Raw genomic sequence first — 24,388 nt, 5'->3', positions numbered from 1 at the left:
GGGCGCCCCCGAGCGCCGGGGTCGTCGATTAGCGTGAGCCGGTGAACTTCTGGGCAGGCGCGGGCAGCCTCATCCTCCTCGCCGCGGTGCTGGTCTTCGCCATCGTCCGGCCGCGCGGCTGGCCCGAGGCCGTCGCCGCCGTGCCCGCCGCGGGCGTCGCTCTGCTCCTCGGGCTCGTCGAACCCGCCGCCGCCGGGCAGCGGGCCGTCGAAATCCTGCCTACGCTGGGCTTTCTCGCCGCCATTCTCCTTTTGTCCTTTTTGGCCAGTGTGGACGGGGTCTTCGCCTGGCTCGGCAACCGGCTCGCCGAGGCGTGCCACGGCCGGCCGCGGCGGTTGCTCGTGCTGACCTTCGCCGCGGCGGCCGGCGTCACCGCGATCCTCAGCCTCGACGCCACCGTCGTGCTGCTCACCCCCGTCGTCCTCGCCACGGCGACCAGCCTGGAACTGCCCGCCCGGCCGCACGTCTACGCCTGCGCGCACCTGGCCAACTCGGCGTCGACGCTGCTGCCCGTCTCCAACCTGACCAACCTGCTGGCCTTCGCCGCGTCGGGGCTGACTTTCGCCGGGTTCACCGCGCTGATGGCCCTGCCGTGGCTGGTCACCCTGGCCATCGAACTGGTCGTCTTCCTGCGGTTCTTCGCCGCGGACCTGCGGCCGCGCGAAACACCCGAACCGCGGCAGCACCTCGAGACGCCGACGTTCGCGCTGGTCATCCTCGGCCTCACGCTCGCCGGCTTCGCGGTCGGGCAGCTCGGGCACGTCGAGCCGGTGTGGATCGCCGCGCTGGCCGCGCTGATCCTCGGCGTTCGGGCGCTCGCGCAGGGGAAGATCCGGCCGTGGCAGCTGGTCAGCGAGGCCGCGCCGCAGCTGTGCCTGTTCGTGCTGGGGCTGGCCGTGGTGGTGGAGGCCGTGTCGGAGCACGTCCTCGGCGGCGTGCTGCGTGACATCCTGCCGTCGTCGACCGGCCTGGTCGACCTCCTGCTGGCGGCCGGGGTGGCCGCGTTGCTGGCCAACCTGGTCAACAACCTGCCGGCGACGCTGATCCTGCTCTCCGTGCTCGGCCCGCACCCGGCGCCGGGGGTGCTGCTGGCGGTGCTCCTGGGGGTGAACATCGGCCCGAACGCGACCTACCTCGGGTCGCTGGCGACCCTGCTGTGGCGCCGGACGCTCCCGAAGCCGCCCTCGGCCCGGACGTTCCACGCCCTCGGCGCCCTCACGACGCCGCTGTGCCTGGCCGCGGCGACCGTCGCGCTCTGGCTGGGCCTCGGCTTGGCGTCGTGAACGGGCATCACGCGTGATCAGGAAGGCATTACGCGTGATCCGAGGGGCATCACGCGTGATCAGCTGGGCATCGTGATCGTCTGGCCCGGCTTCATCGTCGCGCCGCAGTCGTCGAGCGGGCCGCCGAAGCGGTCCGCGGCCACCTCGGGAATCGTCTTCGCCGCGTAGTCGCGGGCTGCCTGCAGTTTGGCCGGGTCGGTCGCCGCGTCCCGGCGGACCCAGTCGCCGTTGCGGAGGCCCTCGATCGGGGAGCTGTAGATCAGCACGTAGTCGCGGTCGAGGCGCGGGTCCAGCGCGATGCCGTTGCCCGCGGCCCAGGGACCCCACGAGTGGATGAACGTCGGCTTGACCGTGTCGAACACGTAGTCGCGCAGGCCGGCCAGGTCGTTGTCGTGGACCAGGTCGGCGATCGGCTTGTTGACCAGGCCCGCCATGTCGACCAGCTCGAGCCGGCTGGTCATCGACGAGCCGCCGAGGTCCGGCAGCAGCAGCGACGCCTTCTGCAGGCCCAGGATGTCGGCGTAGGTGTTGAAGCCGCGGCCGAAGCGGTCGGCCACCAGGCACGCCGTGATGTTCGGGTTCTTCGCGAACTTGTCCGCCGCGGCCGCGAACCCGACCGCCGACGGGACGAACGCCCCCACCAGCACCACGACGACGCCGACGCGCAGCAGCGCCTGCCGGTGGCGCAGCAGCTCACCCGCCGAGAGCGTGCCCGCGATCACGGCCAGCGGCCAGATCGGGCTGGCGAACCGGTGCTGGTACATCCAGTCGGCGACCATCACGCCGTACGCGACGATCCCGAGCCCCAGCGGCACCAGCAGCGCGATCAGCGAACGCCGCCACGGCGCCTTGACCAGCGCGAACACGATCACCAGGGCGAGCACGACCACCCCGGCCCAGCCCGCGTAGCCGACCAGCTCGAACGGCCGCTTGACGGCGTCGAACCCGGGCAGGCCCTGCTGCTTCGCCACCGACGGGTTGGCCAGGAGCCGCCCGAACTCCGCGTGCCGCCAGACGACGTACGCGCCGAACGGCACCGCGAACGCCGCCACCGACAGCAGCGCGAGCCGGAAGCTCTTCCAGAACAGCCCCGAACGCAGCAGGAACAGCGCCGCCAGCGGGTACGCGCCCGCGTAGATCAGGCCTTCCGGGCGGGTCAGCGCGGCGAACGCCACCATGACCCCGGCCCACACCGCGACCTTCGGCGTCAGGAGCACGTCCCGCTTGACCGAGACGAACAGGGTCACGCCGAGCGTGACGACCGCGAACGCGAACAGCGAGTTCTCCAGGCCGGACACGACCCAGATGACGTACGAGGGGATCGTCGCCAGCGTCAGGCCGGCGATCAGCGTCACCAGCCAGGCGAAGCGCGTGAAGATCTGCTTCGCGGCGAAGTAGCAGGCGGTCAGGACGCCGCCGGTGAACAGCAGGCCCAGCGCCTTCGGGAAGAGCACGTAGTCCGGGATGCCGAAGAGCTCGCCGTGGTCGAAGAGGCCGACGAGCTTGCCGAGGCCGAGCAGCACCATCCACGTCGGGTCGGAGAAGCCCTCGACCGGCGGGGCGCCCGGCTGCAGCACCGGGCCGAGGCCGTCGGCGAAGCTGCGGGCGTAGGAGAAGGTGATGGCGGCGTCGTCGACGATCCAGTGGCCGTAGCGGGTGGCGTGCACGGCGACCGCGGCGACGCCGGCGAGCACGGCCAGCACCGGCGCCAGGCGCGCGCCCCAGCCGCGGGTGGCCGTGGTGGTGGCCGGGTCCTCGGGGACGTCGCTCGGGGAGGTCTCGGTGAGTGCGCTAGCCGTCATGTCCTCGTCACTGTTCCGCCCGCAGGCTTCTGCCGGTGGGATACGCGCGAGCTGGCGCCCCCTGAGTGGATCCGTCGGCGGATCCGCCACCGCGGCGACGCGGTCGAGACACTGTAGCCAATACCCCATCCGGGGTCCGCCACGCGTCGGTGTTGAGCGTGATCCACCCCACACTTCCCCTGGTCGGCGCCGACCCGGTCAGACGAGGTGCGAGGTGTCGTTGACAAGGCGGACCGAAGCGTTCCCGTCCGGGTAGAACTCGACGATCGACAACGACGCCAGGTCCAGGTGCAGCCGGAACAGCAGCTGGGGTCCGGCGTCGAGGCCCATCCGGAGCAGCGTCTTGATCGGCGTCACGTGGCTGACCAGCACCAACGTCCGGCCGCCGTGCTCGGCGATCAGCTCGTCGCGGGCCTTGCGGACGCGCCGGTGGACGACGTCGAAGCTCTCGCCGCCGGGCGGCGGCACCGAGCTGTCGCTCAGCCAGGACCGGTGCAGTTCGGGGTCGCGGTCGGCCGCTTCGGCGAACGTCAGGCCTTCCCACTCGCCGAAGTCCGTCTCGATCAGGCCGGGGTGGGTCTCGACGCGGCCGCCGAGCGCGTCGGCGACGGCCTGCGCGGTCTGCTTCGTGCGGGTGAGCGGCGAGGAGACGATCGGGACGGCCTCGCCGTCGACGACCAGGCCGTCCGTCGCCGCCAGCCGCTTCGCCGCCGCGGCGGCCTGGGAGCGGCCGAGTTCGGTGAGCGGGACGTCGCCGCGGCCGGAGTAGCGGCGCAACGCCGACATCTCCGTCTGGCCGTGGCGGAGCAGGAGCAGCCGGGTCGGGGTGCCTTTCGCGCCGGTCCAGGCCACCGCCGCGCGGTCGGGCTTGCGGGTCGGCAGCTTCGGCAGGGTGGCAGCGGCCGCGGCCTTGCCCGCCGTGCCCGGGCGGCCGGCGGCGGGCTTGCCGGTGGCCGCGTCCATGGCTTCGTTGGCCAGGCGGTCGGCGTGGGAGTTTTCGGCCCGCGGGATCCACTCGTACTTGACGCGGGAGAAGCCCGCGGCCAGCCCCTTGGCCTGCTCGGCCAGCGGCTGCATGTCCGGGTGCTTGATCTTCCAGCGCCCGGACATCTGCTCCACGACGAGCTTCGAGTCCATCCGGACGTCCACAGTGGACGCGCCGAGTTCCGCCGCGGCGGTCAGGCCGGCGATCAGCCCGCGGTACTCGGCGACGTTGTTGGTGACGACGCCGAGGCTTTCCTTGCGCTCGGCGAGGACTTCGCCGTCGCTGTCCTTCACCACGGCGCCGTAGCCGGCGGGGCCCGGGTTGCCGCGGGAACCGCCGTCGGCCTCGACGACCACATGCTTCGGGGGGTCCGTGGGGGCGGAGCCCCTCGGGCGGGGCGCGGGGGTTGCACCCCCGAAGGCACCGTGCGAGGTCACAGACCCGACTCCAGGGTCCGGACCAGGATCGCGCCGCAGTTCTCGCACTGGATGACGTCGTCCTCGGGCGCGGCCTTGATCTCGTTCACCGTGTTGCGGTCCAGCTCCAGCTGGCAGGCGCCGCAGCGGCGGGCGCGCAGCAGCGCGGCCCCGATGCCCTTGTGCTCGCGGACGCGCTCGTACAGCTTGAGCAGCGGCTCCGGGAAGCGCGGCACCAGCTTCTCGCGGTCCTCGGCGCGGCGGGCGCGGGTGGTGTCGAGGTCCTTGAACGCCTCGTCGCGGCGGGCGATCGCGGCGGCGACCTCGGCCTCGGCCTTGTCGACCTCGGCGCCGGTGCGCTGGGCGTCCAGGCCGAGGGCCTCGCGCTGCTCCATCAACTCCAGCAGGTCGTCCTCGAGCGCGCTCTGCCGTCGCTCCAGGGACTGCAGCTCGTGCTCGATGTCGGTCATCTGCTTCGAGTTGACCGAGCCGGACGCCAGGAGCTTGCGGTCGCGGTCCTCGCGGGCGCGCACCGACTCGATCTCCTTCTCCTGCCGGGCGATTTCGCGGTCGAGGTCGGAGGCGGCGGTCTCCACCGACACGAGGGCGTCGCGGCGCTCGCGGGCGGTCTTCTCCCCCGCGTCGATCTCGGCCAGCTCGGGCAGGGTGCGGCGGCGGTGCGCGGTGCGCGAGAGCTCGGCGTCCACCTTGGCGAGCTCGAGCAACTGGCGCTGCACGGCGGGTTCGGCCTTCACGGTGCTCCTCTTAGCTAGATGTGCGCTCGGCGCGGACGGTCCACGGGTCGGTGCACCTCGTGGACACGTGAACGTCAACGCTACCCGCAAACGCCTGCGCCACGAGCGCCGAGGCTTGCCCGCACCAGGGCCACTCGCTGGCCCAGTGGGTCAGCCCGACCAGGGCGGGCACCGCGCCCGGGTTCGCGAGGTGCTCGCCGGCGGGGTGATGCCGCAGGTCGGCGGTGACGAAGGCGTCGACACGAGCCGCGGTGGCCTGCTTCAGGTAGGAGTCGCCGGCGCCGCCGGAGACGGCGACCGTGCGGATCGGGCGGTCCGCGTCGCCCGCGCCGAGGACCCCGGGCACGGTCGCGGGCAGGGCGTCGGCCACGCGCTGGACGAAGGCCGAGAACGGCTCCGGCTCGGGCAGTTCGCCGAGGCGGCCGATGCCGGTGACGCCGTCGGCGTTCGGCTCCAGCGGGCCGGTCACCCGCAGGCCGATGGCCGCGGCGAGCGCGTCGGAGACGCCGGGGTCGGCGGAGTCGGCGTTGGTGTGCGCGCAGTAGAGGGCGATGCCCTCGCGGATCATCCGGTGCACGAGCGCGCCCTTGGCGGTGTCGGCGGGCACGCCGTGCACGCCGCGCAGCAGCAGCGGGTGGTGGGCGACGATCAGCTGCGCGCCGGATTCGACGGCCTCTTCGACGGTCTCGGCGACCGGGTCGACGCAGAACAGCACCCGGCTGACCGGTTCGCCGGGATCGCCGCAGACGAGGCCGACGGCGTCCCAGGACTCGGCGAGCGCGGGCGGGTAGGCCTGCTCCAGGACGGTGATGATTTCGGCGAGCGCGGGCATCCGGTGATTTTGGCATGCAGTGCCGCAGCGCGGCGCGGCCCGGTTCCGGGGCAGGGGCAGGGGCGCCGCGGCGGCGACGGGCCGCCGCGGGCGCCGGGTGGGATCAGTTGCAGTTGCCGCAGCAGCCGCAGCCCTGGCCGGTGCACTTCGAGCAGCACCCGTGCATGATCGCTCTCCTTCCGGTTCGCGTCCTCGCCCGACCGACGCTAGGTGGACGCCGCGGGCCGCGGATACCGCCGAGCGGGCGGGTGACGGGTGAACCCGGCGGTTACGCACAGGCGGCGCCGAGGGGCAGCACGCGTGACGGCAAGGGCATCACGCCGATGCCGGGTGAATCGGGTGGTTACGCTCGGGACGTGACGCACATCGTCTTCGTCTGCTCCGGCAACATCTGCCGCTCCCCGATGGCCGAGCTGGTCTTCCGCGCGCGGCTCGAGGAGGCCGGCCTCGGCGACGCCGTCCGCGTGACCAGCGCCGGCACCGGTCCGTGGCACGCCGGGGAGCCCGCCGACAAGCGCGCCCGCGCGACCCTGAAGGCGCACGGCTATCCCACCTCGCACGTCGCGTCCGAGGTGTCCGGCGAGGACCTCGCCGCCGATCTGCTGCTCGCCGCGGACGAGGGGCACCTGGACTTCCTCCGCGCGCGGGTCGACGACCCGGCGAAGGTGCGGCTGCTGCGGTCGTTCGACCCGTCGGCGCCCGAGGGTGCCGAGGTCCCGGACCCGTACTACGGCGGCGACGACGGCTTCGAAGACGTCCTCGGCATGGTCGAGCGCGCGGTGCCCGGCCTGCTGGACTGGGTGCGTTCGCAGAGGTAGCGGACACGGCCCGGGAAGGCCCGGGCTACCGTGGTGGGGTGCGGTTGCGGTTCCTGCTCCGGCCCGGCTGGCTGGCTCTGACGGCGGTGGTGTTCACCTTCGCCGTCTGCTGCTTCACGCTGCTTTCGCCGTGGCAGTTCAGCCGCAACACCGAACGCGAGCAGCAGAACTCCGCGCTCGAGGCGTCCTTCACGGCGGCGCCGCTGCCGCTGGCGCAGCTGCTGCCGCCGGGGAGCGTGCCCGACCAGCGCACCGAGTGGCACCTCGTGTCGATCACCGGCCGGTACCTGCCGGACAAGGAGGTCGTCGCGCGGCTGCGGACGGTCCAGGGCGAAGGCGCGTACGAGGTGCTGACGCCGATGCGGACCACCGACGGCACGGTCGTGCTGATCGACCGCGGGTACGTCCGGCTGGACAGCAAGTCCGGCGCGCTGCCGTTCGCACCGCCGCCGGCGGGGACCGTCACCGTGACGGCCCGGGTGCGCGCGGACGAGACCGACCCGAAGAACCGCGACGCGTTCGCCGACGCCTCGACCGGCGGGCAGCTGCAGAGCTACGTCGTCGACTCCCGGGTGGTGGCGCGGGCGGGCCGGCTCGACATCCGGCCCGGCTACTTCCAGCTCGACGTCGGCCAGCCCGGCGTGCTCGGCGCGTTGCCGCTGCCGCAGACCGACTCGGGACCGTTCCTGTCGTACGCGCTGCAGTGGATCGCGTTCGGCGCGATGGCGCTGCTGGGCTGGCTGTACTTCACGGTCCGCGAGCTCAAGCCGGGCGGCGCGCTGGACGCGTCCGCCGCGCCTGCGCGGCGGAAGTCCGTCGCGGAGATCCTCGCGGAGGACGAACTCGCCGAAAGTGGCCATCAGAAGTAGGCCGGAAATGGCCCTCTTCTGAGGGCCACTTTGTCGGTGATACTCGGGTCATGCTGATCCACCCGTGGGACGCTGCTGCCGATTCCGAGTGGCGGGAGTGGCTGGCCGGGCACGACTTCGGCCAGCTGATCGCCGGCGGCCGGGGCCGCGACCTCCCGGTGGTGACGCCGGCGCACTTCGCGTTCGACGGCGATCAAACGGTGGTCACGCACCTGGCCCGCCCGAACCCGATCTGGCCGTTGCTGGAGGAGCACCCGCGGGCGCTGCTGGCGGTGGTCGGCGACTACACGTACATCCGGGCGGACTGGAACACCGGCGCGGACCCGGCGTACGGCGTGCCGACGTCGTACTACGCGACGGTGCAGCTCGAAGGGGACGTCCGGCTGGTCGACGATCCGGCGGCGAAGGCGGCCCTGCTGGACAGGCAGCTGCGGCACTTCGAGCCGGACGGGGCCCGGGCGCCGGTGAGCGCCGCCCCGGACGCGCCGGACCGGCGGCTGCTGCCGGGGATCCGCGGGATCGAGTTCACGATCACCGGGGTCCGCGCGAAGTTCAAGTTCGGCGGCAACAAGACGGCGGAGGACCGGTCGCGGATCGGGGATCGCCTCGCGGAGCGGGGCGGGCCGCTGGACGCGGCGGCGCTGGCGCAGCTGCGCCGCCGCGGCTGAGGGGGCCCAGCCGCGGCGGGCGGGTCAGCCGCCGCAGCCCGGGACGGGCAGGACGTCCAGGAAGCCGTGGATGGTCTCGCCGGTGGTGTGGTTCAGCGCGTCCGCGGTCATGTGCTGGGTGACGCCCGGCTGGTTGGCGGTCGGGTGCTGTTCGCGGATCCCGGCCGTGGTCGAGACGTCGTCGCCGGTGAAGAAGACCTTGCCGTTGTCGGCGAAGGTGATGCTCCAGGTCTGGCCGGCGACGTTGGTGTGGATCTCGAACTCCTCCCCCACGACGAACGACCCGCCGGGGCCGTCGTCGTCGTGCTTGGACTTCAGCGTGAACGACGTGCCCAGGCTGCCGAAGCCGTCCTGCTCGTAGGTGGGACCGCACCGCCGGTTCTTGGCGTCGGCGGTCCCGGTGACGACCAGCGTGAGCAGGCTCGCGGCGGCCACGCCGGCCGCAATGTGCTGGTACCGCAAGAGTTCCTCCCGGTTGTCGGCGAAGCGTTGCCTACGCTCGTCGATACGGGGAGGAGTTACACGCCCCGCCGGAAACCACGGCGTGCAGGCGCGGCTCGTGGCTGGTGCTGCGCCACCGCCGAGGGGCCGGCCCGCGATGGAGCTGTGCCGCCGGCAGCCGGGGGAGCAAGCAGGCCCGCCCACCCTGGGGGCCGGTCCCGAGTCCAGTCTATCGGCGGCATCCGGCAAAATCGCCGGAAAGCGGGCCGGCCGCCGCAACTGTCCACATCCGACGATGCCTGTGGAAAACGCAGGCCGTCGGAGAAAGCCGGCGAACGTTCAGCGGCGCCGGAAACCGGAAAGCACGGCCAGCACCACCGCGGTCGCCCCCGCCAGCCAGCCCACCACGCGCGACAGCTCCACCGCCCGCGTCACGTGCCCGGCGTCCGGATTCCGCCCCACGCCCAGCACCGGCAGCTCCGCCACCCCGTGGGGGTACACCGTCCGCCCGCCGACGCGGATCTCCAAAGCTCCCGCGAACGCCGCTTCGACCCGGCCCGCGTTCGGGCTCGGGTGGGCGATCGTGTCCCGGCGCCAAGCCCGCCACGCCCCGCCCGCCGAGCCGCCGACCACCGGGGCCGCCAGCACCGTCAAGGCCGCCGCCACGCGGGTGGGGACCAGGTGGACCAGCTCGTCCAGGCGGTCGATCGCCCAGTGGCCGCGGCGGCCCGCCCGGGCGCGGCGCAGCAGGCTCACCGTCCGGGCTCCGACCAGGCCCGGCACCCCGGCCAGAGCGCCCCACACCAGGGGGGCGACCACCGCGTCCGACGTGTTCTCCGCCAGCGTCTCCACCGATGCCCTCGACAGGGCGATCGCGCCCAGCCCGTCCGCCACCCGGGGGTCCAGTTCGGACAGTGTCGTCCTGGCCGGCTCGAAGCGGCACTCCTCGAGGTCGCGGGCCAGTTCCGTGCCGTGCAGGGCCAGCCCCGCCGCGCCGAGGACCGCCCACGTCGCCACCGCCGTCGCCGAGGCCTGGACCAGCGGGCGGCCGCGGCCGGCGCGCTCCAGCGCGGCTCCGGCGGCCACCGCCGCGGCCGCGACCACGACACCCGAGCGGGGCGGGAGCCGGCGGAACGCCGTCACCGGGGCACGGCGGCGGGGGTCGCCGAGGGCGCCGTCGGCCGCCACACCCAACACCAGTCCGATCGCGCGCGCCGCGCTCACCCGTGCCCCCCGGCGGAAGAAAAGTCCAGTTCCGCGTGGAGGCTACTCGCCCGCGTGACCGGCCTCCGATACCAGGGCGGCGATCTCGTCCCGGGCCTGGACGACGATGTCCCGCATCGCCCGCTCCGCCCGGTCCGCCTCCCCGGCGGCCACCGCCGCGGCCACCTCGGCGTGCAGCGCGATGGCTTCGGGCTGCGGCTCCGGCGGCATCAGGCCGTGCCCGGTCCGGCCGGTGAGCACCTCCGCGACGACCTCCGACAGCTGGCCGAACATCGGGTTCCGGGACGCGGTGAGCAGCAGGTCGTGGAAGGCGATGTCGAACTCCAGGAACGCCGTCAGGTCGCGGGCCCGGGCCGTGCGCGCCAGCCGCTCCCCCAGCGCCGTCAGCCGGCCGCGCTCCTCCGGGGTCGCGCGCACGGCCGCGTACCGCGCCGCGCACGGCTCGATCGCCGACCGGAGCTCGTTCAGCGTGGCCAGGGCGGCCGGGCGGGCGGAGCCGTCGAGCTGCCAGCGGATCAGCCGCGGGTCGTAGTGGTTCCACTCCGCCTGTTCCCGGACGATCACGCCGACGCGCCGCTTGCTGCTGGTCAGCCGCATCGTCTCCAGGACGCGGACGACTTCGCGCGCCACGGTCCGCGAAGCCCCGAAGCGCTCCTGGAGGTCTTCCGAGCGCACCACGGTGCCCGGGACCAGGGATCCGTTCGCGATCGCCGCGCCGAGGGCATCCAGTACCTGCTCGTGTCTCACCTGATCAACCTAGCGGTCTGATTCGATTAAGTAGTACTTCATCTTGAATAAGTAGTACTTTTGAGTTTGACTCACCTGGGCACAACGAAGTGGGAGGTGCGGATGACCGTCATCGTGGTGATGGGGGTGTCAGGCTCCGGGAAGACGACGATCGGCACGGCGCTCGCCGAGGCACTGGGCGTCGAGTACGCGGAAGCCGACACGTTCCATCCGAAGGCCAACATCGACAAGATGACCGCCGGCACGCCGCTGACGGACGAAGACCGCGCGCCCTGGCTCGAAGCCATCGCCGGCTGGATCCGCGAGCACCAGGCCACCGGCGGGGTCGTGACGTCGTCCGCGCTCAAGCGCCGGTACCGCGACGTGCTGCGCGGCGGCGGCGACATCTTCTTCGTCCACCTGCACGGCGACCGCGCGCAGCTGGCCGAGCGGATGAAGACCCGGAAGGGCCACTTCATGCCGGTGTCGCTGCTGGATTCGCAGCTCGCCGACCTCGAACCCCTCGAACCGGACGAGTCCGGAGTCGTCCTCGACAACACCGGCGGGACGCCGGCGGAGATCACCGAAGCCGCGCTGACCGCCTTCCGGGAGCACGCGTGAACGCCGTCCTCGCCGCCGGCTGGACCGGCCACTCGACCCGCCTGATCGTCGCGACCGTCGTCGCGATCGCCGTCATCGTCGTGCTCATCACGAAGGTGAAGCTGCACCCGTTCCTGTCGCTGGTCCTCGGCTCGCTCGTGCTCGGGCTGACCGCCGGCATGCCGGTCGACAAGCTGCTCAAGAGCTTCACGACCGGCGTCGGCAGCACGGTCGCGTCCGTCGGCATCCTGATCGCCCTCGGCGCGATGCTCGGCAAGCTGCTGGCCGACTCCGGCGGCGCCGACCAGATCGTCGACACCGTGCTCGGCAAGGCCCGCGGCGCCGCGCTCCCGTGGGCGATGGCCCTCGTCGCGGCCCTGATCGGGCTGCCGATGTTCTTCGAGATCGGCCTCGTCATGCTGATCCCGGTGGTGCTGCTCGCGGTCAAGCGCACCGGGAAGCCGTTGATGCTGCTGGGGATTCCCGCCGTCGCCGGGCTTTCGGTGCTGCACGGTCTCGTGCCGCCGCACCCGGGTCCGCTCGCCGCGGCCGGCGCGCTCAACGCGAACGTCGGGGTCACGCTGGCGTTCGGGCTGCTCGTCGGCATCCCGACGCTGGTCGTCGCGGGCCCGCTGTTCGGCAAGGTCGCGGCCCGGCTGGTGCCGGACGCCGTCGCCCCCGAGCGGCTGGTCCCCGAACGCGCCGACACGGACAAGCCGCGCCCGAGCTTCGCCGCGACGCTCACGACGGTGCTGCTGCCGGTCGTGCTGATGCTGGCGAAAGCGCTCTCGGACATCCTGCTGGCCAAGGACAGCCAGGTCCGCAAGATCCTCGACTTCGTCGGCGACCCGCTGATCGCGCTGCTGGCGGCCGTGCTCGTGGGCATGGTCCTGCTCGGCCGCCCGGCCGGCCTCGACCGGGCGCGACTGTCCACTGTGCTCGCCGATTCCCTGGGCCCGATCGCCGGGATCATCCTGATCGTCGGCGCGGGCGGCGGCTTCAAGCAGACCCTGGTCGACGCCGGCGTCGGCGACGTCATCACGGGCCTGGCCAAGGACGCGAACCTCTCGCCGCTGCTGCTCGGCTGGCTGGTCGCGGTGGCGATCCGCCTGGCGACGGGCTCAGCCACGGTCGCGACCGTGTCGGCGGCCGGCATCGTGGCCCCTCTCGCGGCGACCATGGACCCGTCGCACAGCGCGCTGCTGGTCCTGGCGATCGGCGCCGGGTCGCTGTTCTTCTCACACGTCAACGACGCCGGGTTCTGGCTGGTCAAGGAGTACTTCGGCCTGTCGGTCGGGCAGACCCTGAAGAGCTGGTCGGTGATGGAGACGCTGATCTCCGTGGTGGCGATCGCGCTGATCCTGCCGCTGTCGCTGGTCGTCTAGCCGCGAACGAAGGGCCGCCACCCACCGCGGGTGGCGGCCTTCTTCGCACGTTGACATGTGACCTTTTGGTCACCTATTCTCGCTCACGTGCCCGACGACGACCTGGTGTTCAAGGCGCTGGCGGATCCGACCCGCCGGTTCCTGCTCGACCTGCTCTTCGAGCGTGACGGCCGCACGCTCACCGAGCTGGAGACCCAGGTGGAGATGACCCGCTTCGGCGTCATGAAGCACCTGAAACTCCTGGAGGAGGCCGGGCTCGTCGTCGCGCGGAAGGAAGGCCGGGAGAAACGGCACTTCCTCAACCCCGTCCCGATCCGCCAGATCCACGACCGGTGGATCGACAAGTACACCGAGCGCCAGGTCACCGCGCTCCTCGACCTCAAGAACGAGCTGGAAGGCGACGAACCATGACGACCACCGTGCAGGTCCACCGCGTCTACATCAAGGCCACCCCGGAGCGCATCTGGGAGGCCATCACCCAGCCCGAGTGGACGGCGAAGTACGGCTACACCGGCCTCGCCGACTTCGACCTCAAGGTCGGCGGGAAGCACCGGACCCGCCCGACGCAGGCGTTCATCGACGCCGGGTTCACCGGTGATCTCGTCGACGGCGAAGTCCTCGAAGTCGATCCGCCGCGCAAGCTCGTCATCACGTGGAAACTGCTGATGGGTCCCGAAGGGATGGGCGCCGAGCCGTACACGACGCTCACCTACGACATCGAGGCGACGAAGACCGCCGGCACGCGACTGACCGTCACCCACGACCTCACCGGCGCCCCGCTGACCGCCGAGATGGTCGGCGGCGTGCACGAGGACGTCAACGCCGGGCCGGGCGAGAACGCCGGTGGCGGCTGGGCGTGGGTGCTCTCCGACCTCAAGTCCCTGCTGGAGACCGGCGAAATCCTGGTCCCGGCGCCGTAAGGGGGTCTGGCGGAGCCCGTCCCGCGCCGCTTCGGGCCGGGCTCCGCCAGGGTCTTCAGACGCGCTGGGTCGCCGCCTTCAACGCCGCCTTCGCGGCCTCGGAAGCGCCCAGCGTGTCGAGTCCGAACAGGGCCGCGCCCACCACGGGGTTCACGTCGACGACACGGACCACCGCGCGCGGCGCGACCTTGAGGCACCGGCGTTCGATCTCCGCGATCACCGGTGCCCCGATCCCGGTCAGGACGCCGCCGCCGAGGACGATCTCCGGGGCGTCCTCGGTCAGGTCCAGGTTGCGGAGGATCACCGCCGCGAAGACGCTGACCTCCTCGACGAACCGCGTCACGATGTCCTGCGCGACCTCGTCCCCCGCCGCCGCGACCTCGAACAGCAGCGGGCACAGGCCGTGGATCGACGCCGGGTCGATCTCCTCGAAGTGCAGGCCCTGCACCACGTCCAGGAGCGTCGGCTTCCCGAAGTACGCGGCCACCGCGGGCATCAGCGCGGTCCGCGGGCCGCGGCCGTCCTCGGCGCGGACCGCCCACCACAGGGCCTCCTCGCCGAGCCGGTAGCCGCCACCCCAGTCGCCGGAGATCTTGCCCAGCGCGGGAAAGCGGTGCACGCGGCCGTCCGGGCCGACGCCGGCACCGTTGATCCCGGCGCCGCAGACGACCGCGACCCCCACCCCCGCGCTGCCCGCCCGGAGCAGCGCGAGGGTGTCGTTGCCGACAGTCAGGGTGTCGCTCCAGCCGCGGGCAGACAGGGCCGCGTGCAGCGCCTCTTCCTCACGCGGGAAGTCGAGCCCGGCCAGGTACGCGGAGGTGTGGACCGCGTCCGGCTGCGTCCCGAACGCGGGGTACGCCTCCAGCACGAGGTCTTCCAGCGCCGCCACGCAGGCCGCGACGCCGATGTTCTGCGGCGACGCGCCGGGGCCTCTCGACTTCCCCAGCACGACGCCGTCTTCCGAGATCACCAGGACCTCGGTCTTGCTGTTGCCGCCGTCGATCGCGATGACAGCGGGCCTCATCCGCGCGCCCAGGGCAGGTACTCGCGGTTGATCTGCACGAGGGAGTCGGCGAGCGTGTCGGCCTTCGTGTACTGGCCGACCAGCGGGTGCGCGAGCAGAGCGTCCGCCACGCGGTCGCGGCCACCCTTCAGCGCGGCTTCCAACGCCAGGAACTCGTACGCCGTCGTCGCCGAAATCAGGCCCGAGAAATTCGGCTCGACCGGCGGCTGGGGGATCGGCGTCGCACCCTTCGTGTCCACAACGGACCGAGCCTCGATGACGGCGTCGTCCGGCAGAAACGGGAACGTGCCGTCATTGCGGACGTTCACCACGTGCTCCTCGGCCGGGCCGCCTGCGGTCAGCGCGTGCACCAGCTGCACGGCAGCCTCGGAGTAGTACGCGCCGCCGCGCTTTTCGAGGGACTCCGGCTTGGTCACCTGCTCCGGGTCGAGGTAGATCTTCAGCAGCTCTTCCTCGACGTCGGACACGACGTCCGCGCGCGGGCGTTCGGTGCGCTGCTTGGTGACCTGCTCGTCGTGCGCGTAGAAGTACTTGAGGTAGTACGACGGCACGACGTTCATCCGCCGCAGCCACTTCTCCGGCACACTCACCTCGTTGGAGAGGTAGTCCAGGTGCTGATCGAGGAGCTCGGGCAGGCGGTCGACGCCGTCCACCAAAGCACCGCGCTCCCAGCTCAGGTGGTTCAGTCCGGTGTGGACGAGCTTGACGTCGTCCGCGCCGACACCCAGCAGCTTCCCGAACTGGCGCTGCAGGTTGATGGCGACGTTGCACAGCCCGACCGCGCGGTGCCCTTCGTTGAGCAGGGCACGCGTGACGATGCCGACCGGGTTCGTGAAGTTGACGATCCACGTGTCGTCACCGGCGATCTTGCGGACGCGGTCGGCGATGTCCAGCACCACCGGCACCGTGCGCAGCGCCTTCGCCAGCCCGCCCGCGCCGGTCGTCTCCTGGCCGACGCAGCCGCAGGCGTGCGGAAACGTCTCGTCCGAGCGCCGCGCCCGCTGGCCGCCGACACGCAGCTGGATCAGCACCGCGGAAGCGCCGTCGACGCCTTCTTCCAGCGACTGCGTGGTCCGTACCCGCGCCGGGTGGCCGGCGTGGTCGAGGAGCCGCTGGCTGAACCCGCCGACCGCCTCGACGCGGTAGGCGTCCGGGTCGACCAGCACGATCTCGTCGACGTCCAAAGTGGACCGGCGGCCGGCGATCCCGTCGATCAGCTCCGGCGTGTAGGTGGACCCGCCACCGACGACTGCCAGCTTCATCCCTTGACTCCCGTGAATGTGATGCCCTTGACGAACGACTTCTGGGCGAAGACGAACAGCACGATCACCGGCGCCATGATCAGCGCGGTCGCCGCCATCGTCATGTTCCACTCGACGTGGTGCATGCCGCGGAAGGACGCGATCGCGAGCGAAAGCGGCCAGTGATCCTGGTTCTCGCCGGTGTAGAGCAACGGCCCGAAGTAGTCGTTCCAGGTGAACAGGAAGCAGAACATGGCGGTGGCCGCGATCCCCGGCTTGGCCATCGGGATCAGCACGCGGTACATCGCCTGGAACTCGTTGCAGCCGTCGATCTTCGCGGCTTCGAGGTAGTCCTTCGGAATGGTGAGGAAGAACTGCCGGAGCAGGAAGATCGAGAAGGCGTCGAAGAAGAAGTACGGCACGATCAGCGGCACCAGCGTGCCGGTGAGACCCATCCGCACCCACAGGTCGTACAGCGGCACGACGGTCACCTGCGGCGGCAGGAGCATCGCGGCCACGGTCAGCATGAAGAACAGGTTCTGCCCGCGCCACTTGAGTTTCGACAACGCGTAGGCCGCCGGGATCGCCGAAAGCAGCGCCCCCACCGTCGCCAGCGCCGAATACAGCAGGCTGTTGCCGAAGTATTCGAGCAGCGGCGCCTTCTGGAACACCTTGACGAAGTTCTCGAAGTGCCATTCCGTCGGCCACAGGCTCGCCGTCATCGCCTGGTCGCTCGCCATCACCGCGGTGAGGAAGACGAACAGGATCGGCAGCATGAAGATCACGCCCATGGCGATGCCGACCGAATGCAGCGCGATGAACGACAGCCGCTTGTCCCAGTTGCGCTTGAACCGCACCTTCGGCGGTACGCCCGCCGCTTTTTGCGGCGCCTCGGCCAGTGCGGTCATGCCCCCTCCTCCTGGTGCTGCGATTTCCTGAGCTGCCGCACGAGAATCCAGGTGAAGACGGACGAGACGATGAACAGCAGCACCGCCATCGCCGCCGCGTAGCCCATGTTGAAGTACCGGAAACCCTGGACGTACAGCCAGATCGGGTAGGTCAGCGTCGAGTTCTGCGGCGCTCCGATGAGCTTCGAGTTGCCGGCGACGTCCGCCGTGCCCGCGCTCGCGGATGCCGCCACGATCGCCTGCGTGAAGAACTGCAGTGCGTAGATGATCGAGTTGACCACGCCGAACAGCAGCACCGGCGAGATCGACGGCAGCGTGACGTGCCAGAACCGGCGGATCGGCCCGGCGCCGTCCAGCTCGGCGGCCTCGTACTGCTCGGTGGGGACGTCCAGCAGCGCGGCGAGGATGATGATCATCAGTTCGCCGGAGCCCCACAGCGCCAGCAGCGTCAACGCGGGCTTCGACATCGCGGGGCTGTTGAACCAGAGCCCGCCGTCGATGCCGACGAGCCGCAGGAACCGGTTGACCGGCCCGAACTCCGGGTTGAACACGAAGACGAACGCCAGCGTGGCCGCCGCGGGCGGGGCGAGCGTCGGCAGGTAGCAGAGCGTCCGGACCAGGCCGACGCCCGACTTCAGCCGCGAGATCACCGACGCGACGCCGAGGGAGAACACCACGCGGCAGACCGTCAGGACGACCACCAGCCACAGCGTGTTGTACGCGGCCGTGCCGACCAGCGGCTCGCTGGTGAACATCCGGACGTAGTTGTCGAAGCCGATGAACTGCGGCGGGTTGATCAGGTCGTAGCGGGTGAAGGAGTAGTAGACCGTGGCGATCAGCGGGTAGCCGAAGAAGATGAGGAACCCGATGAACGCCGGAGCCATGAAGAACAGGACGGTCCGGCGGCGCTTGGCCCGGCGGGCCCCCGCCCGCACCTTCGCAGGTGCGGACGGGGAGGCCTTTTCGGCGAGCGGGGGCGAGGTACTCGTTACCGCCGAGACCCCATCGGACAGAGTCATCCGCCCGCGCCCTTCTGCTTGAGCTCGTCGTCGATCTGCGCGTCGACCTTCTTGAGGCCCTCGGTCAGGTCGGGGATCGAGCCGGCCTGCCACTTCTCGGCGAAGTCGTTGACCGCCTTGAGGTGCGCGTCGCCGATCGGGGTGGTCTGGTTGGCGACCAGCTTGCCGCTGTCGTAGATGTCGAGGAACGTCTTGAACTGCGGCTGCAGGTCCAGCTTCGGCGAGGTGAGCGACGCCTTGGTGCTGGGCACGTTCTTCAGGCCGTTGGCCATGTCCACCAGGGTGTCGGTGTCCAGGGTGACCTGCTTGATCAGCTCCCACGCGGCGCCGGGGTTCTTGGCACCCTTGGGGATGGCGATGATCGTGCCGGTGGTGAAGCCGCCGCCGTAGTGGTCGGCCATGCTGTCGAGCACCGGCGCCGGTGCGGTGCCGTAGTTGACGTTGGGCGCCTGGTCCTTGAGGAACGCGGTGCGGAACTCGCCGTCGTAGATCATGGCGAGCTTGCCCTTGTGGAAGCCGTGGTCGGCGGAGTACTCGTCACCGAGGCCGGCCTTGAACTGCTCGACCTTGGCGTGGCCGCCGTAGAAGTCGATCAGCTGCTTCTGGAACTCGAACATCGCCTTCCAGCCGGGGTTGGTGGCGAGGTCGGACTTGCCGTCCGGGCCGAGGAAGGGCGCGCCGAAGTTCGGCGCCCAGTACTGGGCCTGGTTGGCGTAGAACGGCATCGAGGGCAGGAAGCCGGCGACCTTGATCGAACCGTCCGGGTTGAACTCGGTCAGCTTCTTGGCCGCCTCGAACAGCTCCGACGTCGTCTTCGGCGGCGAGGTGATGCCCTTCGCCGCGAACATGTCCTTGTTGTAGTAGAGGCCGTAGACGTCGGCGAGCATCGGCATCGCGCACCGCTTGCCCTGGTACTCGGTGTAGTTGCGGACCGCTTCGGGGATCTGGTTCAGGTCGATCTTGTCGCGCTCGATGTAGGGCTTGAGGTCCTGGAAGCTGCCGGTGGAGCACCAGGCACCCAGGTTGTCGGTGTAGAAGGAGATCGCGACGTCGGGTGGATTGCCGCCGCGGATCGACTGCGTCAGCTTGTCGTCGTCCTGGTTGCCCTCGTGCTTGATCTCGATGTTCGGGTACTTCGCCTTGAGCTTGTTGAGGCCCGCGGTGACCACGCCGTACTCGCGGTCGGTGAACTTGGAGTACACGGTGATCGTGAGCTTGTCGTCCTTGCCGGGCGCGGCCGCCGCGTCACCGCCGCCGCTCGGGGCGGCGGCGCCGGAGCAGGCGCTGGTCAGCAGGACGGACGCCGCGGCGGCGGCCACAAGCAGGGCGCCGCGACGGGTCCGGGTGGTAGGGGGCATGGCCCTCCTCCTCATCGGTTGGGGCGGGGACGGGTGTTGTCGCCCTCAGGCCTGCGCGACCCGAGGAGCGTGGGGGTGACGACGCCGAAGACGTCCTCACGGGTGGTGGCGAGCGCGGACTGCAGCGCGCCCGCGCGGACGGCGTTGCCCTGCACGGACGCGCACCCGACGGGCGTGCGCGGCAGGACCAGCTCGTGCAGTTTTTCCTGGACGAGCGCGGCGAACGGCTCCCCGCCGGCCCGGCTGGTGTCGCCGCAGAGGAGCACGAGCTGCGGGTCGGCGACGGCGACGAGGTTGGCGACGCCACCGGCGACCCGCTTGGCGAGATCGTGCCGGAAGGGATGGTCCGGTCCGGTCTTCGCCACGGCGTCCCAGGCGGTGCCGGCCTGGACACCGTGGGCGGCGGCGAGACGGCAGATGGCGGGCGAGTCGACCAGGTTGCCGAACCGGGCGCCGGCCTCGGGCCAGACGTCCCCGGTGTCCACAGTGGCCGGATCGGGCACCCGCATCCAGTCGATCTCGCCGCCCCCGCCGGTGGCCCCGCGCAGCAGCCGCCGTCCGATGACGACGGCGCCGCCGACGCCTTCGGACAGCCACACCATGACGAAGTCGTCGACGTCCTGGGCCTGCCCGACGGTCATCTCCTCGACCGCGACCAGGTTGACGTCGTTCTCGATCAGGACGTCGACGCCGAGTTCGTCGGACAGCTTCTGCGGGACGTCGAAGCCGAGCCAGCCGGGGATGTGCGGCGCGGAGGACAGCAGCCCGGTCCGCGGATCGAACGCCCCCTGCGCGCCGATCACGACGTGGGCCAGGTCCTCTCTTCTGATCCCGGCTTCTTCGGCGACGGTTTGGAGGGCTTCGCCGAAGGTCCCGACGACGTCGGCGCCGGCGTGCACGGGCAGCGGCGTCTGGTACTCGGCGAGCACGACCCCGGCGACATCGGCGACGACGAAGTCCGCCTGGTGCGGCGTGAGATCGACGGCGGCGACGAAGGCGAGGCTGCCGTTGGCCGCCCAGAGCTGGGCCCGGGGTCCCCGGCCACCACCCCGTACGCCGGCCTTCGTGACGAGGTTGTCCTGTTCGAGCCGGGTGAGCAGCTGCGCGGTGGCGGGCTTGGAGAGCCCGATGGCGAGTTCGAGTTCGGCCCGCGTGAGCGGCCCCTCCCGCAGGAGGACCTCGATGGCGGCGCGATCGTTGATCTCGCGCAGCATCCGCGGGCTACCGGCTCGCACTCGTTCCTCCGGACTTAATTAGGATACTTTACAGACGGTTTCCGGGGACTGTAGTGAGCCGGGGCACAGCCGTCAACGGTCTCGTGAAACGGCCAGGTAACGCTTGGCTCGAGTGCACGGAGCGCAACAAGAACGGCCCCGGCGGGTAGCCGGGGCCGTTCTGTGGTCGCAGTCAGTGGCGGGCGGTTACTCCTCCGCGTCCGCCCAGGCCTTGAGCATCACGCGGGCGATGGACGAGTTCCCCGGCAGGATCATCTCCGCCGCCCCACCGGCGATCGGTGTGGGGCGGGATCCCTCACCCCGCGCCGAGCTGTTCTCGAACGCCGCGCGCACCTCCGCCCGCGACACCCACAACGCCTCTTCGATCTCGCCGTCCGCCGGCACCAACGGCAGGGACCGATCAGCCCGGGCCGTGAACCCGAGCATGATCGACCGCGGGAACGGCCACGGCTGGCTGCCGAGATACCGCACGTCGGACACCGAAGCGCCCACCTCTTCGCGGATCTCCCGGACCACGCACGCCTCGAGGGACTCCCCCGCCTCGACGAACCCGGCCAGGACCGAATACCGCCCCGCCGGCCAGATCGGCTGGCGGGCCAGCAGCACGTGCGAGCCGTTGACGCCCTCCAGCGAATGGACCAGGCAGATCACCGCCGGGTCCGTTCGGGGGTACTCCTCGCGGCCGTCGTTCGTGCACTTGCTCGCCCAGCCGAACTGGATCAGCTCCGTCGGGCTGCCGCAGCGCGTGCAGAACTTCGCCTGGCGACGCCAGAACCGCAACGCCTGGGCCGTCGTGAACAGCCCGGCCGACGTGTCGTCCAGGAGGTCTCCGTAACCGCGCAGCTCGACCCAGACCTCGCCGTCCGCGCGCGGGACCTCCTCCACGAAACCCCAGCTGCCCGCCATCTTCACGGTGTCGGCCGAACCCGAGGGCCCGCCCGGCAGCGACCAGTAGTCGACGTCCTGCCACTCGCCGAGGAACACCGCCTCGGGCGGTGGCGCCGACCCGAAGTCGACGGCCTTCCGGAACGCCAGCGTCGACGCCCCCTCGGCCACCGGGGTGCGCCCGGTGTCGTCCAAGAGGACGACCCGGGCGTCGGGCCACCGCGACACCAGCCGCGAAGGGTTGGTGCGCAAGTCCTCCTGACGATCCACTGTGGACCGGGAGAGCGTCGGCAGCGCACCGAGGGTGAACGGGACGGACATCAGGCCGGCTCGCCCACGACGACGTCGCCGAGCGCCAACAACTTGCGCTCCAGCACCGCCGCGTCGCCGACCACCACGCCCGTGAAGCGCTTGGGCGCGAAGTACTTCAGCGCCGCTTCCGCGACGTCGTCAGCGGTCACCGCCGCCACCCGGGCCGGGTGCTCGTTCAGCCACTCCAGGCCCAGCCCGGTCGAGGCCAGCGCCAGCACCTGGCCGGCCAGCCCGGCCTGCGACGACGTCGACGTCAGCAGCGAACCGATCGCGTACTGCCGCACCGACTCCAGCTCGTCGCCGGACGGCGGGACCTGGCCGAGGCGGCCCAGCTCGTAGCGCGTCTCCAGCAGCGCCGGGGCCGTCGCGTCGGTCGCGGTGTCCGCGTCGACGTTGACCACCGCCGTGCCGTCGGTGAACTCGAAGCCCGAGTGCGCGGAGTACGTGTACCCCTTGTTCTCGCGGATGTTCTCCACCAGCCGCGACGAGAAGTACCCGCCGTAGGCCAGGTTCGCCAGCTGCAGCGCCGCGTAGCCCGGGTCCGTGCGCGGGATCGTCTGCGCCGAGAGCCGGATCTGCGACTGCACCGCACCCGCGCGCGGCACCAGCAGCACATTCGGGCCGGTCAGGTCCGGCAGCGGCGGCAGCCGGACGGCGGAGCGGTCCGACGCCCAGCCACCGAGCACCTTCTCCAGGTCGCCGACCACGGCGGCCGGGTCCAGGTCACCGACCAGCACCATGACCGAACCGCGCGGCAGCACCGACGCCTGGTGCAGCGCCCGCACCTGCTCGGGCGTCACGACGGCGACGTCTTCGGCGCGCGGGACCTCGCGCGTCGCCGGGTGGTCGCCGTAACGGTGCTTCTGCAGGGCCTCCCGCGCGATCGTGCGCGGCTGCGTACGCGAGACGGCGATCCGCTCGACCAGCCGCTCCTTCTCGCGCGCGATCTCCTCGTCCGCGTACGTCGCCCCGGTGAGGACGTCGCCGAGCACGTCGAGGAACGTCGGCAGCTTGTCGGCCAGCGCGGACCCGGTGAGCACCAGGCGTTCCGGGTCGACGCCCGCGCCGATGTCGCCGCCGATCAGGGCCAGCTCGGCGTCGATCTCGATGCGGTTGCGGCGGGCCGTGCCGGTCAGGATCGTCTCGGCGAGCACCTCGGCGATCGCCGGGTGCAGGGCGTCGTCACCCGCGAACGGGATCCACAGCCGCGCCTCGACCATCGGCACGGTCGCCTTGCGCACGGCGAGCACCCGCAGACCGTTCGACAGCTCGGTGTCCACATGGGACAGGTCGGCGGCGGCCCGCTGCTGCCCGAGCGGCGGCAGCGGCCGCGGCCCCCGCGCGGTGCGGCCGATCTCCTCCGCGCTGCGGTGCGTTGCTGAAGTCACTGCTCGTTGTTCCCTTCCGAAGCGGGCTTGACCACCAGCACGGCGCGCGCGTCCGGGCGCAGCGCCTTCGCCGCCGCCGACACGGCTTCCGCGGTGACGGCGGACATCCGGTCCGCGAGCCGGTACACCAGCGACGCGTCGCCGTAGAGCAGCTCGAACGAGCCGAGGGCCAGGGTCCGGGACACCAGCCTGTCGTGCTCGGAGTGCAGGCTCGCCGTCCAGCGGGCGGTGACCTTGCGCAGCTCCTCCTCGCTCGGCGGGGTCTCGGCGAGCTTCTCCAGCTCGTCGTCGAGCGCGGCGAGCACGCGCTCGCGGGACACCTCGTGCGGGTGGATCAGGGTGATGGTGAACGTGTCGGGGTCGCGGGCCTCGAACGGGCCGAACAGCCCGGCGCCGGCGCCGATGTCGACCACCAGGGGCTCCTTGTGCACCAGCCGCTGCTGCAGGCGGGAGCCGTCGCCGTCGGTGAGCACCCCGGCCAGCACGAGGTAGGCCAGGTAGCTGTCGACGTCGTTGATCGGGTCCGGCATCCGGTAGCCGATGCCGAGCGCGGGCAGCGGGGCGTGCGCGTCCTCGACCTCGCCGTGCAGCTCCGTGGTCGGCAGCGGCTCGGCGAACGACGGCCGCTGCGGCGCGGGCCGGTGCGGGACGTCGCCGAAGTGGTCCTCGATCAGCTTCTTCGCGTTGTCCACTTCGAAGTCGCCCGCCACCGTGAGCACGGCGTTCGCCGGCGAGTAGTAGGTGTCGAAGAACGCCGCGCAGTCGTCGACGGTGGCGCTTTCGAGGTCCTCGAAGCCGCCGTAGCCGTTGTGCGCGTTGGGGAACGTCGAGTACAGCACCGGCGGCAGGGTGATCCACGGGAACCCGCCGTAGGGCCGGTTCAGCACGTTGAGCCGGATCTCCTCCTTGACGACGTCGATCTGGTTCGCCAGGTTCTCCGCCGTCAGCTTGGGCGCGCGCATGCGGTCGGCTTCGAGGAACAGCGCGCGCTCGAGCGCGGCGCTCGGGAGCACCTCGAAGTAGTCGGTGTAGTCCGGGTGGGTGGACCCGTTGAAGGTCCCGCCGCTGGACTGCACGTGCCGGAAGTGCGCGAGTTTCTCGAGGCTCTCGGAGCCCTGGAACATCAGGTGCTCGAAGAGGTGCGCGAAACCGGTGCGCCCCTCCGGCTCGGAACGGAAACCCACGTCGTAGTGCACGCTGACGCCGACCACCGGCGCGGTCGCGTCGGGGGCGAGGACCACGCGCAGACCGTTGTCGAGGGTGTATCGGACGAGCTCGGGATCGGCCATGGCCC

24 protein-coding genes are annotated in these 24,388 nt (G+C 71.4%); 8 read left to right on the top strand and 16 right to left on the bottom strand.

Translation table 11 applies throughout. From position 1 onward, the window contains the following. The first annotated feature begins 41 nt into the window (after window positions 1-41). On the top strand, window positions 42-1,283 hold the full coding sequence (locus tag AB0J55_RS42210) for an SLC13 family permease (protein WP_364262537.1): 1,242 nt from the start codon (window positions 42-44) through the stop codon (window positions 1,281-1,283). Window positions 1,284-1,342: 59 nt separating this feature from the next. Here AB0J55_RS42210 and AB0J55_RS42205 read toward each other — a convergent pair whose 3' ends face one another. The 4 genes from AB0J55_RS42205 to AB0J55_RS42190 all read right to left on the bottom strand — a co-directional run bounded on the left by AB0J55_RS42205 (window position 1,343) and on the right by AB0J55_RS42190 (window position 6,073). Next, complete coding sequence (locus AB0J55_RS42205; protein ID WP_364262534.1) at window positions 1,343-3,085, bottom strand: hypothetical protein; 1,743 nt, start codon at window positions 3,083-3,085, stop codon at window positions 1,343-1,345. Between the two features lie 198 nt (window positions 3,086-3,283). Beyond that, the gene (locus AB0J55_RS42200) at window positions 3,284-4,426 is read right to left on the bottom strand and encodes a bifunctional RNase H/acid phosphatase (protein ID WP_364262531.1); all 1,143 of its coding nucleotides are present in this window, start codon (window positions 4,424-4,426) and stop codon (window positions 3,284-3,286) included. Window positions 4,427-4,503: 77 nt separating this feature from the next. Continuing rightward, window positions 4,504-5,241 (bottom strand): C4-type zinc ribbon domain-containing protein, encoded by a 738-nt coding sequence (locus tag AB0J55_RS42195; protein WP_364262528.1) that lies wholly within the window; start codon window positions 5,239-5,241, stop codon window positions 4,504-4,506. A gap of 10 nt (window positions 5,242-5,251) precedes the next feature. Further along, the gene (locus AB0J55_RS42190; protein ID WP_364262525.1) at window positions 5,252-6,073 is read right to left on the bottom strand and encodes a Nif3-like dinuclear metal center hexameric protein; all 822 of its coding nucleotides are present in this window, start codon (window positions 6,071-6,073) and stop codon (window positions 5,252-5,254) included. 356 nt (window positions 6,074-6,429) lie between these two features. On the opposite strand from AB0J55_RS42190, the gene AB0J55_RS42185 reads away from it, so the two are divergent. The 3 genes from AB0J55_RS42185 to AB0J55_RS42175 are packed head-to-tail and all read left to right on the top strand — an operon-like array spanning window position 6,430 to window position 8,428. After that, window positions 6,430-6,891, top strand: coding sequence for a low molecular weight protein-tyrosine-phosphatase (locus tag AB0J55_RS42185; protein WP_364262522.1), 462 nt, complete (start codon window positions 6,430-6,432; stop codon window positions 6,889-6,891). A 38-nt stretch (window positions 6,892-6,929) separates the two neighbouring features. After that, window positions 6,930-7,760, top strand: a complete 831-nt coding sequence (locus AB0J55_RS42180; protein ID WP_364262519.1) for an SURF1 family cytochrome oxidase biogenesis protein — start codon at window positions 6,930-6,932, stop codon at window positions 7,758-7,760. 50 nt (window positions 7,761-7,810) lie between these two features. After that, window positions 7,811-8,428, top strand: coding sequence for an FMN-binding negative transcriptional regulator (locus AB0J55_RS42175; protein ID WP_364262516.1), 618 nt, complete (start codon window positions 7,811-7,813; stop codon window positions 8,426-8,428). Between the two features lie 24 nt (window positions 8,429-8,452). Here AB0J55_RS42175 and AB0J55_RS42170 read toward each other — a convergent pair whose 3' ends face one another. The 3 genes from AB0J55_RS42170 to AB0J55_RS42160 form a co-directional block, all read right to left on the bottom strand. Then, window positions 8,453-8,890 (bottom strand): hypothetical protein, encoded by a 438-nt coding sequence (locus tag AB0J55_RS42170; protein ID WP_364262513.1) that lies wholly within the window; start codon window positions 8,888-8,890, stop codon window positions 8,453-8,455. A 318-nt stretch (window positions 8,891-9,208) separates the two neighbouring features. Next, complete coding sequence (locus AB0J55_RS42165) at window positions 9,209-10,093, bottom strand: cobalamin biosynthesis protein (protein WP_364262510.1); 885 nt, start codon at window positions 10,091-10,093, stop codon at window positions 9,209-9,211. Between the two features lie 42 nt (window positions 10,094-10,135). Continuing rightward, entirely contained in the window at window positions 10,136-10,840 is a 705-nt protein-coding gene (locus AB0J55_RS42160; protein WP_364262507.1) for an FCD domain-containing protein, read from the bottom strand. 102 nt (window positions 10,841-10,942) lie between these two features. Between AB0J55_RS42160 and AB0J55_RS42155 the strand changes: the two genes are divergently transcribed. From AB0J55_RS42155 to AB0J55_RS42140, 4 genes are all read left to right on the top strand, one after another. Then, window positions 10,943-11,440 (top strand): gluconokinase, encoded by a 498-nt coding sequence (locus tag AB0J55_RS42155; protein WP_364262504.1) that lies wholly within the window; start codon window positions 10,943-10,945, stop codon window positions 11,438-11,440. Continuing rightward, window positions 11,437-12,804, top strand: a complete 1,368-nt coding sequence (locus AB0J55_RS42150) for a gluconate:H+ symporter (RefSeq protein WP_364262501.1) — start codon at window positions 11,437-11,439, stop codon at window positions 12,802-12,804. The genes AB0J55_RS42155 and AB0J55_RS42150 overlap by 4 nt, the downstream gene beginning before the upstream one ends. Before the next feature lie 87 nt (window positions 12,805-12,891). Then, window positions 12,892-13,215 (top strand): metalloregulator ArsR/SmtB family transcription factor, encoded by a 324-nt coding sequence (locus AB0J55_RS42145; protein WP_364262498.1) that lies wholly within the window; start codon window positions 12,892-12,894, stop codon window positions 13,213-13,215. Beyond that, window positions 13,212-13,724 (top strand): SRPBCC domain-containing protein, encoded by a 513-nt coding sequence (locus AB0J55_RS42140; RefSeq protein ID WP_364262495.1) that lies wholly within the window; start codon window positions 13,212-13,214, stop codon window positions 13,722-13,724. The genes AB0J55_RS42145 and AB0J55_RS42140 overlap by 4 nt, the downstream gene beginning before the upstream one ends. 55 nt (window positions 13,725-13,779) lie before the next feature. Here the strand turns inward: AB0J55_RS42140 and AB0J55_RS42135 are convergent, their stop codons facing one another. The 9 genes from AB0J55_RS42135 to AB0J55_RS42095 form a co-directional block, all read right to left on the bottom strand. Further along, the gene (locus AB0J55_RS42135; protein ID WP_364262492.1) at window positions 13,780-14,748 is read right to left on the bottom strand and encodes a BadF/BadG/BcrA/BcrD ATPase family protein; all 969 of its coding nucleotides are present in this window, start codon (window positions 14,746-14,748) and stop codon (window positions 13,780-13,782) included. Then, a complete protein-coding gene (locus tag AB0J55_RS42130; RefSeq protein WP_364262489.1) occupies window positions 14,745-16,010 on the bottom strand; it encodes a 6-phospho-beta-glucosidase in 1,266 nt (421 codons plus the stop codon). Before AB0J55_RS42130 ends, AB0J55_RS42135 begins: the two co-directional genes overlap by 4 nt. Further along, window positions 16,007-16,897 carry a carbohydrate ABC transporter permease gene (locus AB0J55_RS42125; protein WP_364262486.1) on the bottom strand — a complete coding sequence of 297 codons (891 nt, stop codon included), beginning with the start codon at window positions 16,895-16,897 and terminating at the stop codon, window positions 16,007-16,009. Before AB0J55_RS42125 ends, AB0J55_RS42130 begins: the two co-directional genes overlap by 4 nt. Further along, window positions 16,894-17,832, bottom strand: a complete 939-nt coding sequence (locus tag AB0J55_RS42120) for a sugar ABC transporter permease (protein ID WP_364262483.1) — start codon at window positions 17,830-17,832, stop codon at window positions 16,894-16,896. The genes AB0J55_RS42125 and AB0J55_RS42120 overlap by 4 nt, the downstream gene beginning before the upstream one ends. Before the next feature lie 80 nt (window positions 17,833-17,912). Then, window positions 17,913-19,274 carry an extracellular solute-binding protein gene (locus AB0J55_RS42115; protein ID WP_364262480.1) on the bottom strand — a complete coding sequence of 454 codons (1,362 nt, stop codon included), beginning with the start codon at window positions 19,272-19,274 and terminating at the stop codon, window positions 17,913-17,915. 11 nt (window positions 19,275-19,285) lie between these two features. Beyond that, the gene (locus AB0J55_RS42110; protein WP_364262681.1) at window positions 19,286-20,488 is read right to left on the bottom strand and encodes an ROK family transcriptional regulator; all 1,203 of its coding nucleotides are present in this window, start codon (window positions 20,486-20,488) and stop codon (window positions 19,286-19,288) included. 207 nt (window positions 20,489-20,695) lie between these two features. Then, complete coding sequence (nudC, locus tag AB0J55_RS42105; protein WP_364262477.1) at window positions 20,696-21,715, bottom strand: NAD(+) diphosphatase; 1,020 nt, start codon at window positions 21,713-21,715, stop codon at window positions 20,696-20,698. After that, window positions 21,715-23,094 (bottom strand): pitrilysin family protein, encoded by a 1,380-nt coding sequence (locus tag AB0J55_RS42100; RefSeq protein WP_364262474.1) that lies wholly within the window; start codon window positions 23,092-23,094, stop codon window positions 21,715-21,717. The genes nudC and AB0J55_RS42100 overlap by 1 nt, the downstream gene beginning before the upstream one ends. Beyond that, window positions 23,091-24,383 carry a pitrilysin family protein gene (locus AB0J55_RS42095; protein ID WP_364262471.1) on the bottom strand — a complete coding sequence of 431 codons (1,293 nt, stop codon included), beginning with the start codon at window positions 24,381-24,383 and terminating at the stop codon, window positions 23,091-23,093. Before AB0J55_RS42095 ends, AB0J55_RS42100 begins: the two co-directional genes overlap by 4 nt. Window positions 24,384-24,388 lie beyond the last annotated feature (5 nt).

The organism is Amycolatopsis sp. NPDC049688 (genome assembly GCF_040674975.1).
Classification (GTDB): Bacteria; Actinomycetota; Actinomycetes; order Mycobacteriales; family Pseudonocardiaceae; genus Amycolatopsis.
This window is presented reverse-complemented; position numbering and strand designations above follow the sequence as displayed.

Bases quoted from the DNA above. Each gene is read 5' to 3' on its own strand.
- AB0J55_RS42205 (WP_364262534.1), bottom strand. From the start codon at position 3,085: ATGACGGCTAGCGCACTCACCGAGACCTCCCCGAGCGACGTCCCCGAG.
- AB0J55_RS42190 (WP_364262525.1), bottom strand. From the start codon at position 6,073: ATGCCCGCGCTCGCCGAAATCATCACCGTCCTGGAGCAGGCCTACCCG.
- AB0J55_RS42175 (WP_364262516.1), top strand. From the start codon at position 7,811: ATGCTGATCCACCCGTGGGACGCTGCTGCCGATTCCGAGTGGCGGGAG.
- AB0J55_RS42155 (WP_364262504.1), top strand. From the start codon at position 10,943: ATGACCGTCATCGTGGTGATGGGGGTGTCAGGCTCCGGGAAGACGACG.
- AB0J55_RS42140 (WP_364262495.1), top strand. From the start codon at position 13,212: ATGACGACCACCGTGCAGGTCCACCGCGTCTACATCAAGGCCACCCCG.
- AB0J55_RS42135 (WP_364262492.1), bottom strand. From the start codon at position 14,748: ATGAGGCCCGCTGTCATCGCGATCGACGGCGGCAACAGCAAGACCGAG.
- AB0J55_RS42130 (WP_364262489.1), bottom strand. From the start codon at position 16,010: ATGAAGCTGGCAGTCGTCGGTGGCGGGTCCACCTACACGCCGGAGCTG.
- AB0J55_RS42125 (WP_364262486.1), bottom strand. From the start codon at position 16,897: ATGACCGCACTGGCCGAGGCGCCGCAAAAAGCGGCGGGCGTACCGCCG.
- AB0J55_RS42115 (WP_364262480.1), bottom strand. From the start codon at position 19,274: ATGCCCCCTACCACCCGGACCCGTCGCGGCGCCCTGCTTGTGGCCGCC.
- AB0J55_RS42110 (WP_364262681.1), bottom strand. From the start codon at position 20,488: ATGCTGCGCGAGATCAACGATCGCGCCGCCATCGAGGTCCTCCTGCGG.
- nudC (WP_364262477.1), bottom strand. From the start codon at position 21,715: ATGTCCGTCCCGTTCACCCTCGGTGCGCTGCCGACGCTCTCCCGGTCC.
- AB0J55_RS42095 (WP_364262471.1), bottom strand. From the start codon at position 24,383: ATGGCCGATCCCGAGCTCGTCCGATACACCCTCGACAACGGTCTGCGC.